This is a genomic window from Shivajiella indica, from assembly GCF_042683085.1.
GTDB classification, from domain to species: domain Bacteria; phylum Bacteroidota; class Bacteroidia; order Cytophagales; family Cyclobacteriaceae; genus Shivajiella; species Shivajiella indica.
Genome location: NZ_JBHUIV010000014.1, coordinates 1 through 17282 on the forward strand (window position 1 = coordinate 1; position 17282 = coordinate 17282).

The 17282-nt window shown below is 38.0% G+C and carries 15 protein-coding genes; 9 read left to right on the forward strand and 6 right to left on the reverse strand.

The window, feature by feature from the left end; all coding sequences use genetic code 11:
- Positions 1–407: 407 nt before the first annotated feature.
- The 3 genes from ACFSKV_RS08510 to ACFSKV_RS08520 all read left to right on the forward strand — a co-directional run bounded on the left by ACFSKV_RS08510 (position 408) and on the right by ACFSKV_RS08520 (position 3002).
- A complete protein-coding gene (locus ACFSKV_RS08510; RefSeq protein ID WP_380801534.1) occupies positions 408–818 on the forward strand; it encodes a hypothetical protein in 411 nt (136 codons plus the stop codon).
- A gap of 754 nt (positions 819–1572) precedes the next feature.
- Positions 1573–2328, forward strand: a complete 756-nt coding sequence (locus ACFSKV_RS08515) for a sensor histidine kinase (RefSeq protein ID WP_380801535.1) — start codon at positions 1573–1575, stop codon at positions 2326–2328.
- Positions 2329–2375: 47 nt separating this feature from the next.
- On the forward strand, positions 2376–3002 hold the full coding sequence (locus tag ACFSKV_RS08520) for a response regulator (protein WP_380801536.1): 627 nt from the start codon (positions 2376–2378) through the stop codon (positions 3000–3002).
- Between the two features lie 50 nt (positions 3003–3052).
- Here the strand turns inward: ACFSKV_RS08520 and ACFSKV_RS08525 are convergent, their stop codons facing one another.
- The 3 genes from ACFSKV_RS08525 to ACFSKV_RS08535 all read right to left on the reverse strand — a co-directional run bounded on the left by ACFSKV_RS08525 (position 3053) and on the right by ACFSKV_RS08535 (position 5954).
- On the reverse strand, positions 3053–4195 hold the full coding sequence (locus tag ACFSKV_RS08525) for a cysteine desulfurase family protein (RefSeq protein WP_380801537.1): 1143 nt from the start codon (positions 4193–4195) through the stop codon (positions 3053–3055).
- A gap of 82 nt (positions 4196–4277) precedes the next feature.
- The gene (gene glmM / locus ACFSKV_RS08530) at positions 4278–5666 is read right to left on the reverse strand and encodes a phosphoglucosamine mutase (RefSeq protein ID WP_380801538.1); all 1389 of its coding nucleotides are present in this window, start codon (positions 5664–5666) and stop codon (positions 4278–4280) included.
- Between the two features lie 57 nt (positions 5667–5723).
- Positions 5724–5954: a hypothetical protein gene (locus ACFSKV_RS08535; protein WP_380801539.1), complete on the reverse strand. Its 231-nt coding sequence runs from the start codon at positions 5952–5954 to the stop codon at positions 5724–5726.
- 71 nt (positions 5955–6025) lie between these two features.
- Here ACFSKV_RS08535 and mazG point away from each other — a divergent pair, with 71 nt between their 5' ends.
- Positions 6026–6835: a nucleoside triphosphate pyrophosphohydrolase gene (gene mazG / locus ACFSKV_RS08540; protein WP_380801540.1), complete on the forward strand. Its 810-nt coding sequence runs from the start codon at positions 6026–6028 to the stop codon at positions 6833–6835.
- A 256-nt stretch (positions 6836–7091) separates the two neighbouring features.
- On the opposite strand, the gene ACFSKV_RS08545 is transcribed toward mazG, so the two are convergent.
- Complete coding sequence (locus tag ACFSKV_RS08545) at positions 7092–7586, reverse strand: cupin domain-containing protein (RefSeq protein WP_380801541.1); 495 nt, start codon at positions 7584–7586, stop codon at positions 7092–7094.
- Between the two features lie 223 nt (positions 7587–7809).
- On the opposite strand from ACFSKV_RS08545, the gene ACFSKV_RS08550 reads away from it, so the two are divergent.
- From ACFSKV_RS08550 to ACFSKV_RS08570, 5 genes are all read left to right on the forward strand, one after another.
- Positions 7810–10962 carry a VPS10 domain-containing protein gene (locus ACFSKV_RS08550; protein WP_380801542.1) on the forward strand — a complete coding sequence of 1051 codons (3153 nt, stop codon included), beginning with the start codon at positions 7810–7812 and terminating at the stop codon, positions 10960–10962.
- 74 nt (positions 10963–11036) lie between these two features.
- Positions 11037–11630, forward strand: a complete 594-nt coding sequence (locus ACFSKV_RS08555) for a YceI family protein (protein ID WP_380801543.1) — start codon at positions 11037–11039, stop codon at positions 11628–11630.
- Between the two features lie 138 nt (positions 11631–11768).
- Entirely contained in the window at positions 11769–13493 is a 1725-nt protein-coding gene (gene recJ, locus ACFSKV_RS08560) for a single-stranded-DNA-specific exonuclease RecJ (RefSeq protein ID WP_380801544.1), read from the forward strand.
- Positions 13494–13495: 2 nt separating this feature from the next.
- Entirely contained in the window at positions 13496–14233 is a 738-nt protein-coding gene (gene lptB / locus ACFSKV_RS08565; protein ID WP_380801709.1) for an LPS export ABC transporter ATP-binding protein, read from the forward strand.
- Positions 14233–15750, forward strand: coding sequence for a GH3 auxin-responsive promoter family protein (locus tag ACFSKV_RS08570; protein WP_380801545.1), 1518 nt, complete (start codon positions 14233–14235; stop codon positions 15748–15750). Before lptB ends, ACFSKV_RS08570 begins: the two co-directional genes overlap by 1 nt.
- Here the strand turns inward: ACFSKV_RS08570 and mtgA are convergent.
- Positions 15747–16442, reverse strand: coding sequence for a monofunctional biosynthetic peptidoglycan transglycosylase (mtgA, locus tag ACFSKV_RS08575; protein WP_380801546.1), 696 nt, complete (start codon positions 16440–16442; stop codon positions 15747–15749). The two genes, ACFSKV_RS08570 and mtgA, sit on opposite strands and share 4 nt — an antisense overlap.
- Positions 16443–16447: 5 nt before the next feature.
- Positions 16448–17269 carry a class I SAM-dependent methyltransferase gene (locus ACFSKV_RS08580; RefSeq protein WP_380801547.1) on the reverse strand — a complete coding sequence of 274 codons (822 nt, stop codon included), beginning with the start codon at positions 17267–17269 and terminating at the stop codon, positions 16448–16450.
- Between the last annotated feature and the right edge of the window lie 13 nt (positions 17270–17282).

The window sequence follows — 17282 nt, forward strand, 5'->3', positions numbered from 1 at the left end:
TGTTGAAATGCAACTCAAATCTTCAGGGAAAAAGCTGAGAAAGACCTTGCTTTTGAACGAGAGTCAGCGAAAACTGGCAAAAATGTTCAATTTTTGATTTTGGGTGTCCCAGTGTCGAAGTCAGGAGCTTGCTATGGTTTCCAGCTTTTTGGGTGGTATGCTTTGTGTTATTCTTTTATACTGCCTCCTTCATGTATTTTACCTCTTTTGGTTATTTGATAACAATGGAAAGAGAATTGAGACTAATATTAGGTTCTATTTTAAGAACCTTAAGTGGTTTGATGTATATGGTCATGGGTTTAGCTTATCTTTTACCTTATTTCCAAAAAAAGTTTTTCTTAGCCCCTGAAAAGTATTAAATTAGGAATTCGGGATCTTTTATTACATTCACTTTTAAAACATTAGCCATGAATCAAGAAGATTTAAAAAAATTCGTAAAGCCTTACAGAGAAACTATTAGGGTTGGAGAACCAGGTCTCGATGACCAAGGAAGGGCGATTAAAGATCAGACCCAATGGGTATTTCTTGATAGAGAAACCATTGAAAAACTTTTAAGAATGACAGATGCTCAAAAAGGTGGAATAAAAATTTATTTTGGTCAATACGATAGGGAAAACCTTTATTTAGTACCACAGGATAGAAGGGATAGAGATCAATACATCGGAAAAATTTCAGTAGCCCTTTCTGCAGCCAACACCGAGCAAGATGGCATTTTTGATGTATTTTTGAATTCAGAAGGCAAAAGAAGTGATGCTAATTCCATTGAAAATGGGGGTATTATTTGTCCTCCTTATTGTAAGCCCCCAATAAATCCCTGATTTTATTCCATGTGGTTAGGGTATTTCATTTTAGTATGCATTGCGGCGCTGGGAAGTGGGACACTACTTTTCTTTGATTTGGGGCCTTTCAAAAAATTACATCGCATCATCCTAATCATTCTAGTCCTTGTAGCTATTGTGGAAAACCTAGGGTTCTATTTGGCAAATAGTGGTAAACCCAATATCGTTTACTATAATGCCATATTTGTATATATTTTACCCGTTTTGTATTTATTTTTTTTCAGAGAAATCTTCCAACAGGGAAGAGTGAAAAATGTACTTACAACATTGGGGGTTTTATTTTTATTATTTGGGACCATCAAATCTCTTTTTTTTACTTCTTTTCTTGAGTTTCATCATAATTCCTATATTCTTGGTTCTGTGATAATCCTAGGCTGTTGTCTTAACTTTTTTTACAACCTGATCAATAAGAATTTATTTATTGAACAAAACTTATTAAGATTTCCGGTTTTTTGGATAGTAACCTTTCTTCTGTTTTTTTACTCCAGTTCAATTTTAAATTTTGCTTCCATTAGATATGTCAACACTTCGAATTATGAATTAATGCAAATGATGCAAAACATCATTAATACTTTAGGAGCTTTAATGTATTTGGTTTTTGCCATTAGTTTTTACCTGCCCTTGATCAATAATAAAAAGGCCAAAATAACCCGCAATCTGAATTGATTTTTAGGATAAGACGTATAAAAATGTGTATTTTTAGTCAAATCATCCATTTATAGGTTTCTTTGGCATGGATAATTCAGGAACGGAAGTTTTCTACATCGTATTATTGGGTTTTGTATTGATGTTGTTGATGGGCTCATTTATAGTTACTATGGTGATTATTCATCGTCAAAAGCAGCTACAAAATCAACAAAAACTGGCAGCAGTGAGGGCAGAATACGAAAAAACAATCATCAATGCTGAGAAAGAAATTAGGGAAAATACCCTTACACAGGTTGGGAGGGAACTCCATGATAATATTGGCCAACTCCTTTCTTTGGCTAAAATGAATTTGGCAAGTTCGAAACCTGAAAAAGTATCCGAAGGCAAGTCCATGCTCAACCAAATAATCAAAGAAGTGAGGGCTCTGTCTAAATCCTTAAACCTTGATTGGGTAGAATCCATCACTTTAGAGGATTTTATACAGAATGAGTTAGCCAAGTTGGAGAGTGCTGCCTTTTGCCAAACACAATTCGAAAAAAAGGGAGAAGAAATTCCATTGGATAAAGACAAAAAAATCATTCTGATCAGGACCATACAGGAGTGTCTGAACAATGCTATCAAACATGCCAAAGCTCATACCATCAGCTTTGGTATGTATACCCATTCAGGGCAATTTATTATTTCTATGAAAGATGACGGAGTTGGTTTTGATACATCGCAGGTAAGAAGTGGTTCCGGGATGTATAACTTGAAAAGCCGAATGAATGCCATAGGAGGAGAATTTGCCTTACAATCTGAGCTTGGAAAAGGCACAGAAATCAAACTCTCCTTGCCAATATAGAATCCTTGACTTATATTTTGTTTCTGAAAATTATCACCCAATTATAGATGATCCATATTGCACTGGCGGATGACCACAAAATGTTCGCAAAGGGTATAGAAAGCCTTTTGGAGGAGGAAGATGATTTTTTGATCAAGGGAGTGTTCAATAATGGGGTGGAGCTGATGGATTTTTTGAAAAATAATCCTGTGGACATTGTCCTGACGGACATGAATATGCCTGAAATGGATGGAACAGGTGTAATTGAAGCCACGAAAAAAAAATTCCCTAAAATCAAAGTAATTGTGCTCTCCATGTACGATGACCAAGTGATATATGATAAATGTATACGCCTAGGAGCAGATGCCTATGTGCTCAAGGGCTCAGACCCTGATGAATTGATTTACACCATCAGGGAAGTTCACGAAGGGAATTATATACAGGATTTCAGAAAGGTACTTTTCCAACAGGATGATGACAAATATCCGGATCACTACAAAGAAAGATTTAAACTTTCCCGAAGAGAACTGGAAATTTTACGGCTCATCAAAGACGGAAACATGAACAAAGAAATTGCCCAAATTCTTTGTTTGAGTCAATATACAGTAGAATCCCACCGTAAGAAAATCCATCAAAAACTTGGGGTCAGTTCTGCCGTGGAATTGGTTAAAAGAGCTATTGAGATGAACCTTTGAAATTTCAAATTATCAATTACCAATCAATCAAATTTTAAAATACAAGGTTTTTAGACAGTCACGCTATATAACTCTTTCAATTTATCCACTGTATAATCTATTTCTTCAAGGGTATTGAACCTGCTGAATGAAAACCGAACAGCCTCTCTCTCGGAATTATGTCTTAATGCCCTTAATACATGGGATCCAGTGGTAGCACCACTGCTACAGGCAGAACCTCCTGAAGCTGAAATGCCATTCAAATCTAAATTAAACATTAACATACCCCTATTTTCTTCAGAAGGGGGCAAGCTTACATTTAACACAGTGTACAAGCTTTCCTCTAAATTCTCAGAAAGACCATTAAATAAAACCCCCGGAATATTCTCTTTTAACAAATCAATTAGCCTCTTTTTAAGATCTTCGATATGTCTTCTATGACCCTCCATATGTTCGTAGGCTAGTTCAAGTGCCTTTGCTGTACCTACAATTCCTATAACATTTTCCGTACCACCCCTCATATTTCTTTCCTGGGCTCCACCATAAATGAAAGGATGGATTTTCTTGTCTTTTCTGACATACAAAAAACCTGATCCTTTGGGTCCATGGAATTTATGGGCTCCGGCCACAACTGCATCTACAGGAAGGGTTTTGAGGTCATGCACAAAATGCCCCATGGTCTGAACCGTATCGGAATGGAAAAACACTTCATAGGCTCTTGCCAACTCCCCAATCCTATTAATGTCATTGATATTTCCAATCTCATTATTAGCGTGCATTAAAGAAATAAAAGACTTGGGATTAACTTTCAACAAGTCTTCTAATTGGCCTAAGTCAATTTCACCCTTTTCATTAACATCCAGGATGCTCAATTTGATTTTTCCTTTCTTGGCACATTCCTGCAAAGTGTGTAAGACAGCATGGTGTTCAATGGGAGATGTTATTGCATGGGTAATCCCATGGGTTTCTATTCCACAGACAATCGCAGTATTATCAGCCTCTGTACCTCCTGAGGTAAAAAAAATCTCTGCAGGACTTGCGTTTAGCAATTCCGCCACTTTTTTTCTGGCTTTCTCTATTGCAGACCTCACTTCTCTACCATGGCTATGAACTGAGGAAGGATTGCCATAATAGGTTTTCATAAAGGGCAACATGGCTTCAATCACACGATCATCCATGGCCGTGGTCGCTGCATTATCAAGATAAACTCTCATTCTTCAAAGTTATAGGGCTGGGAATTTATTTTATCCTAAGACTTTTTTATACAAAGGATGCTTAAAATTACTAATTTTTAATTCAGGAACCTTTGATGACTTCTTTAATGTCAAGAATAATCTTATTGGCAAGATGTTCGGCGGTTGCCTGTGTTTCCGACTCAGAATAGATTCTGATAATGGGCTCTGTATTTGATTTTCTTAAATGAACCCATTCCTTTTCAAACTCAATCTTCACCCCATCAATATCATTGATAGGATGCTTACTGTATTTTTCTTTAATTTTTTCCAATATCTTATCCACATCAATTTCCTGCGTGAGTTCGATTTTGTTTTTGGATATGTAATATTGTGGATAAGTGGCCCTTAACCTGGAGATACTTTTTCCAAATTTTGCCAAATGGGTCAGGAACAAACCTATTCCAACCAATGCATCACGGCCATAATGGGATTCCGGATAAATCACTCCACCATTTCCTTCCCCCCCTATAATGGCATGGGTTTCCTTCATTTTGTTCACTACATTGACTTCACCAACTGCAGCAGCATGATATTTACCGCCCCTATTTTCAGTTACATCCCTTAATGCCCTTGTAGAGCTAAGGTTAGAAACACTATTCCCGGAGGTATGGGCCATAACGTAATCTGCTACTGCCACCAAAGTGTACTCCTCTCCAAAAGGAGACCCATCCTCATGCAAAAAACAAAGCCTATCCACATCTGGATCAACAACTATTCCCAAATCGTATTTGCCTTTGTTCAACTTCTCGGAAATATCCCTCAAATTTTCAGGTAAAGGTTCTGGATTATGGGGAAAATGACCATCAGGCGTGCAATACATTTCTTCAATATCCTCCACTCCAAGAGCCCTCAATAACTTTGGTAATGCAATTCCTCCAGTTGAATTGACACAGTCTATAACAACTTTGAATTTTCGTGCTGCAATAGCTTCTCTATCAACCAATTTCAACCCCAGAACATGCTCCACATGTCTATCAATATAATCTTCGATTAGGCTATATTTCCCAAGTTTTTTTACTTCAGCAAAAGTAAAATCTTCTTTTTCTGCACTTTCCAGAATAGATTTACCTTCTGCGTCTGAAATAAACTCTCCTTTATCATTCAGCAATTTCAGGGCATTCCACTGGATAGGATTATGACTGGCTGTAAGGATAATCCCTCCACCAGCTTTTTCAAGAGGTACTGCCAATTCAACGGTAGGAGTTGTACTCAAACCCAAATCGACGACATCAATTCCTAATCCCTGAAGTGTGGCAGAAACTAGTTTGGAAACCATTTCCCCTGAAATCCTTGCGTCTCTTCCAATAACCACCTTAGGGTTTTTTGTTTGCCGGATCACCCAGGATCCATAAGCTGAAGTAAATTTTACAACATCCAGTGGGGTAAGGCCTTCACCTGGCTTTCCACCAATTGTTCCTCTGATACCGGAAATAGATTTAATTAATGCCACGTTGAAATAATTTAATTAATGTTGAAAAATCCTGGCAGACCAGGAAAATAAAAGAATTTATTTGAATTTGGCCAGAACCTTGTCCACTTCATTATCGGGATTGCCGCAAGAACTATTGGCGTCAACAGTTTTTCCACAATAACTGCAGGTTCCTCCATCTTTATTGAGATAAGGATTTTGAGAAGCACAGGTTCCTTTAAACTGTCCGTCCTTTATTAATATCAGTCTTACCGACATTAAAACAAAAAACAGTGCTAGGAATCCCAATGTCAAATATAAGGTTGCCATATCAATATTATTTGCGCAAATTTACGTAATACTTTCAAAACGTCCTCATAATAATAATAGTTTCCCCTTTTATGTCTGAATTATCCTCAAGAGAGGCCCAACTCTCTGCATTTGACCGATTGTTGACCATTATGGATGAATTGAGGGCCCAGTGTCCTTGGGATAAAAAACAAACCCTTGAAAGTCTTCGGCATTTGACAATAGAAGAAACCTTTGAGTTGTCAGATGCCATCCTGGAGAACAATTTAAATGAAATAAAAAAAGAATTAGGGGATTTACTTTTACATATCGTCTTTTATGCCAAAATAGGATCTGAAAAAACAGCTTTCGACATTGGATCTGTAATCAACAGCCTTTGTGAAAAATTGATCAGGAGACATCCACATATTTATGGGGATACAGAGGCAAAAGACGAGGAAACTGTCAAGCAAAATTGGGAAAAAATCAAGCTTCAGGAAAAAGGAAATGTATCTGTCTTGGGAGGTGTGCCCAGATCTCTTCCTGCTTTGATCAAAGCTATGCGCATACAGGAAAAAGCCAGGGGGGTAGGTTTTGACTGGGAGAAAAAACATCAGGTTTGGGAAAAAGTGGAAGAAGAAATGAAAGAATTCAAGGAAGAATTCAATGCAGCTGAAGAAGCAGCAATCAACAAAGAAAAAGCTACTGGTGAATTTGGTGACCTTCTTTTTTCTTTGATTAATTATGCCAGGTTTATTGACATTAACCCTGAAGAAGCTTTGGAGAGAACAAACTTAAAGTTCATCAAACGCTTTCAATATCTTGAAACTGCAGCGCGGGAGGCAGGAAGGAAAATAGAAGATATGACCCTTGCAGAAATGGATGTTTACTGGGAAGAAGCCAAAAAGATTTCAGAAAGTTAATTTGGAAAATTATGTATATCCACTATACTGCCACTAACCAAACATTCGCAGGTTTTTAGAGTGCTGGATATTTGTTGATATTAGATATTTCTAGATATTTATTCGGAAACAATCCTTTATCTTCTCTTAATTTCGCTACTGGTAAGATTAGGTATTTATTCTTAAAGTCTTAATTTTTTGATTTTGAGTTTTGGTCCTTGGATTTGGTTATTGGTAATTGGTAATTAGTAATTGGAAATTGGTAATTACCAACTCCTCATCTTCCAAAATCATCCTGTAATCTTACGATGTCTTCTTCATCAGATGGGTTAAGGGCATCTGTATGCTGCCAAATTTCAGCTACAATTCCCCAATCATCCAAGCCTATCAAACGATGCCTCTCACCTTGCTTTAATTTGATTTTATCTCCAATTTTCAATAGATGTTGCTCTGTTTCTTCATCAGTTAGGCTGGTAGCTACAGCAACTTTACCATCAATACACCGCCAAATTTCAGCCCTTCTGAAATGATACTGCCAGCTCAATCTTTTTCCAGGAGCAACCAGGAGAATTTTGGGACTGAGTTTATCGGAAATTTTTAATTTGTTAAAATCCTCCTCCGGAAAAAAATGAAGGGCAAATTTTTCTGCCTGGGATTCTTCAATGACCAGAAATCCTCCCCAAGGCCTGTTTTTGTCTTCTTTGACAATTTCCAATCCCAAAGATTTTAAAAGCTGTTCTGCTTTTTCAAAAATTTTTTGATTTGATTGCATAAATTGGCATCTATTAATCTTACTAAAATTGATTTTAAAATCTTCCAATCGATTATGTAGGAACAAAAATCTCTTCTATTATAAGTAAAGCGTAAATGAGATAATTAACAAAGTTATCAAATCAAAGAAAATTGCAATAATTGATCTGGCTTTTTTGTAAATTAACCAATAATCATTTTTGATCACTACCTAATCTACTGATTTATTCAAGACTAACCTCACCATGAAAAAACTTATCCTTTTTGGCCTGATAATGGCCATCTGTTTTCCCTCTTTTTCCCAAAGGGGGAAAAGTTCTCAAACAAATGTATCCACACCTTCATTTGACCCCTCTCTATATGAAGGCTTAAAATGGAGAAATATTGGTCCTTTTAGAGGCGGGCGTTCCAATGCTGTTACCGGAATTCCCAATAATGACCAGGTGTATTTTGTTGGATATACCGGTGGGGGAGTTTGGAAAACAGAGAATGCCGGCATTTCTTGGAAAAATATTTCTGATGGACAATTCAAAACAGGTTCTGTAGGTGATATTGCCATCAGCGAATCAGATCCAAATGTCATCTATGTAGGAATGGGAGAACATGCCATACGTGGTGTGATGACTAGCTTTGGAGATGGGGTGTATAAATCCACGGATGGGGGTAAAACCTGGAAAAACATGGGATTGGAAAAAACCAGGCACATTTCAGATGTGGTAATCCATCCTTCCAATCCGGAAATTATATTTGTTGCGGCACAAGGAGCAGCACATGGACCCAGTGAAGATAGGGGAATATATAAAAGTATTGATGGAGGTTCAACATGGAAAAAAGTGCTCTATGTGGATGAAAACACCGGTGCTTCCTCTTTAAGTATGGATTTTAATAATCCAAAAATCCTATATGCGGCAACTTGGGAGCATATAAGGTTGCCATGGCAGGTAAGAAGTGGAGGGGAAGGTTGTGCCATCTGGAAGTCAGTGGATGGTGGTGAAAGCTGGGAGAAAATCAATTCTGGTTTGCCAAAAGAAATGGGAAAAATCGGAATAAGCGTATCACGGGCAGATTCTGATCGGATTTATGCCATTGTAGAAGCCGAAAAATCAGTTGCAGGCGTTTACCGATCCGACAATGCCGGCCAAACATGGAACCACATGACAAATAACCCATTGTTGACCTCAAGATCATGGTACTATATGGAAGTATTGGCTGACCCACATAATCCTGAAGTGGTCTATGTTCTTAATTCTCCCCTGACAAGATCTATAGATGGTGGAAAAACTTTTTCAGTATTACCGGTAAGGCACATAGATACCCATGACCTTTGGATCAATCCCCATAATCCTAATAATTTTATCTTAGGGGATGATGGTGGAGCAGAGATCACTTTCGATGCAGGAAAAAGCTGGTCTTCTCAGGATAATCAACCTACCGCCCAATTTTACAGGGTAAATGTGGACAATCAGTTTCCTTATAAATTGTATGGAGGGCAACAGGACAATACTTCCCTAGTCATCAAAAGCAGAAACAATTACATAGGATTGACAGATAAAGACTGGTTCATCGGACCAGGTTGTGAAAGTGCCTTTTTAGCTTTTGATCCAGACAACCCGGTTTTATTATATGGCGGGTGTTACCAAGGTATCATCGACGTCATGGACATGGACAACGGACATGTAAAAGACATTCGGGCAAATCCTGCAAACATCCTGGCTTATGATGCCCAGGATATGAAATATCGGTTCAATTGGAATGCACCTCTTATTGCCTCACCCCACGATTACAATACGATTTATCATGGGGGGAACATTCTTTTAAAAACCACTAACGGAGGTTTAAGCTGGGAAGAAATCAGCCCAGACCTGACCAGAAACGATAAAAGCAAACAAGGACCTGGTGGAGCTCCCATCACCAATGAAGGAGCAGGAGGGGAAAACTACAACACCCTGAGTTATGTGATAGAATCACCTCTTGAACAGGGCGTGATATATACAGGGAGCGATTGTGGCTTAGTACATCTCACCAAAGACGGAGGCAAGAACTGGGAAAACATTACCCCTCCAAATTTACCGGAAAGCTTAATTCAGTCTATAGAAGTTTCACCTCATGATAAAGGGACTGCTTACATAGCTGCTACCCTATACAAATTTAATGACTTGGGTAACATGAGCTTTAAAACTACTGATTATGGCAAAACCTGGAATCCTATTAATTCAGGTATTGAGAAAGATGACTTTCTCAAAGTAATCCGGGAAGACAAAAAAGTTAAGGGAATTCTCTATGGAGGTGCAGAAAGAGGATTTTATATTTCTTTTAATGCTGGGACAAACTGGCATAAACTCCAATTAAACCTTCCTGTCGTACCTGTAACAGATATTGCCTTTGCGGACAATGACTTGATCGTATCCACAGCAGGAAGAGCTTTCTGGATTTTGGATGATTTAAGTGCTCTACAACAATCCAAAGGAAAGTTTGACGGCCTAACAATATTTCAGCCTAAGCCTACTTATAAGTATGAAGGATATATTCCCTCTTGGATGGACCTTCCTCCAGGTATTGGTGAGAACCCGATGACAGGAGTTATTCTCGATTATTACCTGCCCGTATCCGCTGATTCCCTGGAACTGAAGCTTGAAATATTCAATAGTTCAGGTAAGCTTATCCGGTCTTTAAGCAATATTAAGGATGAAAATTTCAAACCATTTCCTGGTGGGCCTTCTCCTGAACCTGTTATTCCTTCTAAGAAGGGGATCAATAGGTTTGCCTGGAATTTTAGAGGAGAAACCCTTTTGGAAATTCCGAATGCCTTTGTGTATGGTGATTACAGTGGGCATAGGATGGCCCCAGGGAAATACACTGCAAAATTGACCTTTGAAGGTGCCTCATCGGAAACTCCTTTTGAAATAGTGCAGGATCCAAACCTGAAAAATGTGAACCAACAGGATTGGATCGCACAACAGGAATTATTAGTGAAAGCTGAGGCATTGCTTATTGATATCCACCAATCAGTAAATGATATGCGTAAGGTGAAGTCCCAGCTTGAGCATCATAACAATTTGTTGAAAGATAAGGAGGACAGTAAAGATTTGGTTTCCAACGGCGAAGCATTGATCAATAAACTAACAGATTGGGAAAGTAAAATAGTGGAGACACGTCAAAGTAACTTTCAGGATGTGATCAACTTCCCAAGTCAGCTCAATGCGCAATTCTTTGAATTAAGGTCCGCCGTGGATGTCCATGATCCAAGATTAACAGAGGCTGTAAAATACAGATTAGCAGAGTTAGAATCAGAATGGGCTTCTTATCAAAATGTTTTGAATGAATTGATCCAAAAAGACATTCCGGACTATAATGAAAAATATAAGTCTAAAAATATCCCGGCGATCATAAAAGATTAAACCTTTTGAAAGGAAAATAGTCAAAGTAGTTATAGAATAAATTAACTCTTTCTAATTCTCCTAAAACTAAAAAAATGAAAGCAATTACTATTGTCCTTTTTGCAGCACTGATTTCTTTTTCTTCTATTTTGGAAAAGAGTAATACCCTTATTACCGTTGACAAAAGTGAAAGTACAGTCACTTGGAAAGCCAGTAAAGTTACTGGAGAGCATTTTGGAAAAGTAAATATTTCCAATGCTGATTTGGATTATCAAAATGGAAAAATACAAGGTGGCTCTTTTATTATGGACATGACTTCCATCACAGTTGAAGACATTCAAGATGAAGCTTCCAACAAAAGATTAACAGATCATTTGAAGTCTGATGATTTTTTTTCAGTGGAAAAATTCAATTCTTCCTCATTAAAAATCACAGATGCGAAAACCGACAATGGCAAAGATTATCAAATTACCGGTGACCTTACCATTAAGGGAATAAAGAATCCCGTAACCTTCCCGGCAACAGTTGAAGTCATTAACAATAAGGTAGTTGCTACCGCAAAAATAACTTTCGATAGGACCAAATACGATATCAAATACCGGTCAGGAAGTTATTTTGAAAATTTGGCAGATCGCTTAATCTATGATGATGTGAATCTGGAAGTCAAACTTGTTGCAATTACCAATTAAAAAAGAACCCTCAACAAATTAAGCCCGTTCATTGATTTGATCGGGCTTTTTTGTTGAAAAACCTCTATCTTTATGTCAATATGAAGAAAAGATATTTTTCAAAGTAAAATAGCCATGCACTTTTAGTAATTTAGCTTTATGGAGTATAAATGGATGATTAGGGAAAAGGCTGACCCTAAAACAGTAGAATCTCTAAGTAAGGAAATTAACATCAACCCAACTTTAGCCAATATGCTGGTCAATAGGGGTATAGATTCCTTTCAAAAGGCAAAGGATTTTTTTAGGCCTGATTTAGACAAACTTCATGATCCCATGTTGATGAAAGACATGGATAAAGCCGTGGGAAGGCTCAACTGGGCGATAAAAAATGAGGAGAAAATTTTAGTATATGGGGATTATGATGTGGATGGAACCACATCAGTTGCCATGATGTACGGTTATTTAAGACAATTTTACCCAAACGTTGATTTTTATATCCCCGACCGATATAAAGAAGGTTATGGCATTTCTGAGAAAGGGGTCCATTTTGCCGCTGAAAATGGCTTCAAACTGATCATTTCTCTGGATTGTGGAATCAAAGCCATTTCAAAAGTGGCCCTGGCTAAAGAGCTTGGAGTAGATTTTATCATCTGTGACCATCATACCCCAGGAGAAGTGCTACCACCGGCAGTTGCCATATTGGACCCTAAAAGACAGGACTGCAATTATCCTTATAAAGAATTAAGTGGTTGTGGCGTGGGATTTAAACTGATTCAGGCACATTGTAAACATCGTGGAGGGGATAATAGTAAGGTCATGGCATATCTTGACCTATTGGCCATCAGTATTGCCGCGGATATTGTACCCATCACAGGAGAAAACAGGATATTTGCTTACTATGGAATTGAAAGAATCAACAACAATCCCAGACCAGGAATAAAAGCGCTCATCCTCCGAAGTAAAATTGAAAAAGAAATTGAAATTTCGGATATCGTTTTTAAAATCGGACCACGAATCAATGCTTCAGGAAGGTTGGAACATGCCAAAGCATCCGTGGAATTACTGATTTCCAGAGATCTGGAAGATGCTCTGACAAGGGCGGAAATAGTGGATACGGTAAATGCCGCAAGAAAGAACTTTGATGAAAATATCACCAGAGAAGCCCTTTCGATGATAGAAAGTATGGAAGAGGTGAGGCAAATGAGAACCACTGTACTTTTTAAGGAAGATTGGCACAAAGGAGTTATCGGCATAGTGGCCTCCCGATGCATTGAAAGATTTTACAGACCTACCATCATTCTTACCGAATCCAACAATAAAGCTACAGGAAGTGCCCGATCTGTTTTTGATTTTGATATTTATGAAGCCATTTCAGAATGTAGTGACCTTTTGGAACAATTCGGGGGCCATAAATATGCGGCTGGATTAACTCTTGAAGTGGAGAAAGTTCCTGCATTTCAGGCCAAGTTTGAAGAGGTGGTAAGTTCCAAAATACATGATATCCACCTCAAACCTGTGATGGAAATTGATGATGAAATTTTGTTGGATCAAATCAATTACAAGTTTTTTAATATCCTCCGGCAAATGGCCCCTTTTGGACCGGGAAATCCGGAGCCTCTTTTTACCGTCAAACAAGTATATGCGGATAATGTAAGAATTCTAAAAGATAAACACCTAAGATTTAATGTTGTACAGGATGGACAGGAAACCAAACCGATATGTATAGCTTTTGGAATGGCTGATAAAACCACCTACCCAGATGAGATTATTTATAAAATGCTTTTGAGAAAAATGCGCTTTGATTTGGCTTTTGAAATACGGGAGAATACTTTTAGGAACAACAGTAGTCTTCAACTTTACGTGAAAGACATAAAATTTGACTGATGATGAAGTTAAGAGCTGAAAATCTGGTAAAAATATACAAAGGAAGAAGAGTGGTCAACAATGTTTCTGTTGAAGTGGAACAGGGAGAGATCGTGGGCTTGCTTGGTCCAAATGGAGCTGGAAAAACAACTTCTTTTTACATGATCGTCGGGTTGATCAAGCCCAATGAAGGAGAAATATTTTTAGAAGACCAGAATATCACCGAACTGCCCATGTATAAAAGGGCCAAATTGGGCATAGGTTACCTAGCGCAGGAAGCTTCGGTTTTCAGAAAACTTTCTGTGGAAGAAAACATCATGGCGGTTTTAGAAATGACCAATAAAACCAAGGCTGAAATGAAGGAAAAAGTAGAAAGTTTGTTGGAAGAATTCAGTCTTACCCATGTCAGAAAAAATCTTGGCATGGTACTATCAGGTGGTGAAAGGAGAAGAACTGAAATAGCCAGAGCCTTAGCTGTTGATCCAAAATTTGTGCTATTAGATGAACCCTTTGCAGGAGTTGACCCAATTGCTGTGGAAGAAATCCAAACCATAGTAGCCAAGCTCAAAAACAAGAATATCGGAATTCTCATTACTGACCATAATGTAAACGAGACGCTCTCCATTACAGACCGCGCCTATTTGATGTTTGAGGGTAGATTGCTGAAGGCCGGCTCAGCTGAAGAACTTGCCGCGGATGAACAGGTAAGAAGAGTTTACCTTGGTCAGCATTTTGAACTCAAAAGAAAAGTTTTCAACTGATGGAAGTAGTCAATTCTTTTATGACCTGGGTTTTCAAAAACCGTATTGGTCAAATTGATAATTTTAAAAAATACCCCCTTGAAACTCAGAATTTAATTCTAGAGGACTTAATTGAATTGGCTAAAAGAACTGAATTTGGAAAAAAATTCAAATTTAGTGATATCAAATCCTATAAAGATTTCTCCTCAAGAGTCCCTATACAGGATTATGAAGATATGAAACCTCTTTTTGAAAGAATAATGAAGGGTAATCAAAATATCTTATGGCCTTCGGAAATTCTTTGGTTTTCAAAGTCTTCAGGAACTACCTCCAGCCGTAGTAAGTTTATCCCTGTTTCACAGGAAGCATTGGAAGACTGTCATTTCAAAGGAGGAAAAGATATGATCTCACTTTATGTGAACAACTATCCTGACAGTAAACTTTTTTCCGGCAAAAGCTTAAGTATAGGAGGAAGCCTAAGCCAAAACCCGCTTGATCCAAAAAGTGAAATACAGGTAGGAGATATTTCGGCAGTAATCATGCAAAACCTACCATTATGGGTTCAATTTGCCAGAACTCCCAGTCTCGAAATTGCCCTTATGGGGGAATGGGAAAGTAAAATTGAAAAGATGGCCCATGAGGTGATGGATGAAAATGTAGTAAGCATTTCAGGTGTTCCTACATGGACGGTTGTCTTACTTCAACGCATTATGGAATTAAAAAAGGTGAAGCACATCCTTGAGGTCTGGCCCAACCTAGAAGTATTTTTCCATGGAGCAGTCGCTTTTGGCCCCTATCAAAAACTTTTCAGTGAATTGATCCCTTCCTCAAAAATGAGGTATATGGAGACATATAACGCCTCAGAGGGATTTTTTGGAATCCAGGATCAGGCAAATTCAGAAGAATTGCTGCTGATGCTGGATTATGGCATCTTCTATGAATTTATTCCAATGGAAGATTGGAATAACCCTAACCATCAAGCAATCCCATTGTCTGAAGTGGAAGTAGGAAAAAATTATGCTATTTTGATCACCACGAATGCAGGCCTATGGCGATATAAAATAGGAGATACGATCAAATTCACCAGTATTGAACCCTATAGGTTTAAGATTTCAGGCAGAACCAAGCATTTTATCAATGCCTTTGGAGAAGAAGTAATAGTAGAAAATGCAGAAAAGGCCATTCAGAGAGCAGCAGAGGCAACCCATGCTACCATTCTTAATTTTACAGCAGCTCCCGTTTATTTTGGGGATTCAAAAAGTAAAGGGGCACATGAATGGGTTATTGAATTCAAATCCCTACCTTCAGATAAGGATTTATTTATTTCAGTTCTGGATCAAACCCTAAGGGAAATCAATTCAGATTATGATGCCAAGCGTTATAAAGATTTGGCTTTATCAGCACCAAAAATAAATTTCACTACTGTTCCTGTTTTTGAAAAATGGCTTAGAGCTAAAGGAAAACTTGGAGGACAGAACAAGGTTCCCCGATTGTCCAATTCAAGGGAATATATTGAAGAAGTTTTGAATCTTCTTTAAATTCCCATACCGACAGGATCGAGATTATTCATTTGTCTTAATATCCAAACTTGCCTACCTTGAATATAGGGTGTAGGCCTTGCGGGAGACCATCTTCTCGGGTTGGGAAGTACTGCTGCAATGAGCGCAGCTTCATTCCTTGAAAGTTTTTCAGCAGGTTTTTTAAAGTAGGTTTGGGAAGCTGCTTCAATCCCATAAATGCCCTCACCCATTTCAATGACATTCAGGTAAACTTCCATGATCCTTTCTTTGCTCCAAAATAACTCAATCAAAAACGTGAAATAGGCTTCAAGTCCTTTGCGCAACATGGTTCTTGCCGGCCAAAGAAACACATTTTTTGCAGTCTGTTGAGAAATTGTGCTAGCTCCTTTGACCCGTTTTCCCTTCTTGTTATTTTCCCAGGCTTTTTCCATAGCTTCCCAATCAAAGCCATTATGATCCAGAAATTTTTGATCTTCAGCAGCTACTACTGCCTGAGGAGCATTCTTTGAAATTTTTTTTATCGAAACCCAATCTTTGTATAGCCTCATTTCTTTCTTTTCGTCTTTTGCCTGCTCAAATAAGCGGATCACCATTAATGGCGTAATAGGGACAGGAACAAATCGGTAAAGTACTGTGAATCCAATACTTAAAATGAAAAACCATAAAATGATTTTTAAAATGATTCTGAAGATCTTTCTGATGAATTTCATTGAAATTATGCAAATGCTGTTGCCTGGATAAAACTATAATAGAATATGGAATGGGGCATATCCTTTAGTTTGTCCATTCCTTTCTGCATCTCCTTAACCAGCTTTTCAGTGACTTTTCCTTCTTCCAATAACAAAGGTACGCCGGAACTCATGAGGTTCTTCCAATAATTAAAGACGGTCCATTTTTCATTCTGATTTCTACTGTCCAAATGAAATCCTCCGCTTCTAAGGCTAATTCTTTCATATCCTGCTTCCAGTAACAAGTCTCCAAGTTTGGCTCCCACTTGGGGATCTCCTCCGATTTCTTCCTGGTACTTATTGTAAATTTCCCAATATTCCATTACCTCAGGGATCAATGGGTAAGTATAAAAAGTTCTGTTAAAAACCTCAGTAATGGAAACCATTGCCCCTTTTTTTAAAAAAGGTTTCATACTTTTCAAAACTCTCACAGGTTGGGGAATATGTTCCAAAACCCAACAGATAAAAGCGGCATCATATTTTTTTTCAAGTTGAAGTGCAGCCGCATCCTGCTTTACAAAGTCCACTTTTTCTTTTCCATAACCCAATTTAGCCATATTTTCCCAAGCCTTTTCGACCTGTTTGGACTCATATTCCACTCCTGTGATTTTCAAATGGGGAAACCTCCTGAGCAAGATCTCTGTTTGGGCCCCAACCCCACTGCCGATTTCCAACAATTCTTTAACCTGTGAAAAATCAATGAAATCATAAATTGGATTTTCAATTACCAATGCCTGTTCCCTTAGTCTTTCCTGTTCTTCTTCCAGGTAGCCATGGATATATTTTTTATTTGAAGGATTATCGCTCATGAATAGGGAAATA